Origin of the sequence: Pseudomonas sp. HMWF006, assembly GCF_003061205.1 — a bacterium.
Lineage (GTDB): Bacteria > Pseudomonadota > Gammaproteobacteria > Pseudomonadales > Pseudomonadaceae > Aquipseudomonas > Aquipseudomonas monsensis.
On sequence record NZ_QAIU01000505.1, the window covers coordinates 1 to 1,222 of the forward strand.

General features: G+C 59.7%; 1 protein-coding gene. It reads left to right on the forward strand.

What is annotated here, in order from left to right:
* Positions 1–205 precede the first annotated feature (205 nt).
* Positions 206–1,219: an AI-2E family transporter gene (locus DBR24_RS22460; RefSeq protein WP_128615836.1), complete on the forward strand. Its 1,014-nt coding sequence runs from the start codon at positions 206–208 to the stop codon at positions 1,217–1,219.
* The last annotated feature ends 3 nt before the right edge of the window (positions 1,220–1,222 follow it).

The window sequence follows — 1,222 nt, forward strand, 5'->3', positions numbered from 1 at the left end:
AACTCGTCGACCTGAAAAAACCGGTCGATTTTGGATTCCATGTAGCTGTTCAGGTCACTGGATACGCAGAGTATCCCCCAATCGGTTCCCTCTCCCTTTGGGAGAGGGCTAGGGTGAGGGGACCTGAAGCACCGCATATCCCTAGTGCTCTCTCTGGATCGCTGGCAGACTGCCAATCCTTTTACGCCGTTCGTTTTGAGGCTGTATGCCAACGTTTTCTGAGCGTCATGTTGTGTTCTGGGTCAGTTGCATCATTATTTTTGGCGGTTTGCTGCTGGTGCTGCCGCTGCGTTTGTTGCCCAGCCTGTTGGCCGGTCTGCTGGTCTATGAGCTGGTCAACATGCTCACCCCGCAACTGCAACGGCTGATCGAAGGCCGGCGCGCGCGCTGGTTGGCGGTGGCGTTGCTGGGCACGCTGGTGGTCAGTGTGCTGGCGCTGTTCTTCGCCGGCGCTATCAGTTTCCTGCTGCACGAAGCAGAAAACCCCGGCGCTTCTCTCGATAAATTCATGGGCGTGGTCGATCGTGCGCGCGGGCAACTGCCGCCGTTTCTCGATGCCTACCTGCCTGCCAGCGCCGCCGAGTTCCGTGTCGCCATCGGTCAATGGGCAAGCAAGCACCTGTCCGAACTGCAACTGGTGGGCAAGGACGCGGCGCACATGTTTGTCACCCTGCTGATCGGCATGGTCCTCGGCGCGATCATCGCCCTGCAGCGGATACCGGACGTGACCAAGCGCAAGCCGCTGGCCGCCGCCCTGTTCGATCGTCTGCACCTGCTGGTCCAGGCCTTTCGCAACATCGTCTTCGCACAGATCAAGATTTCCCTGCTCAACACGATCTTCACCGGGATCTTCCTCGCGGCGATCCTGCCGATGTTCGGCATCAAGCTGCCGCTGACCAAGACCCTGATCGTCCTGACCTTCCTGCTCGGGCTGTTGCCGGTGATCGGCAACCTGATGTCGAACACGCTGATCACCATCGTCGGTCTGTCGCTGTCGATCTGGGTGGCGGTGGCGGCGCTGGGCTATCTGATCTTTATCCACAAGCTCGAATACTTCCTCAACGCGCGCATCGTCGGCGGGCAGATCAGTGCCAAGTCGTGGGAGTTGCTGCTGGCGATGCTGGTGTTCGAAGCCGCGTTCGGCCTGCCGGGAGTGGTGGCGGGGCCGATTTATTACGCGTACCTGAAGAGTGAGTTGAAGCTGGGTGGGATGGTCTAAGGC

Bases quoted from the DNA above. Each gene is read 5' to 3' on its own strand.
- DBR24_RS22460 (WP_128615836.1), top strand. From the start codon at position 206: ATGCCAACGTTTTCTGAGCGTCATGTTGTGTTCTGGGTCAGTTGCATC.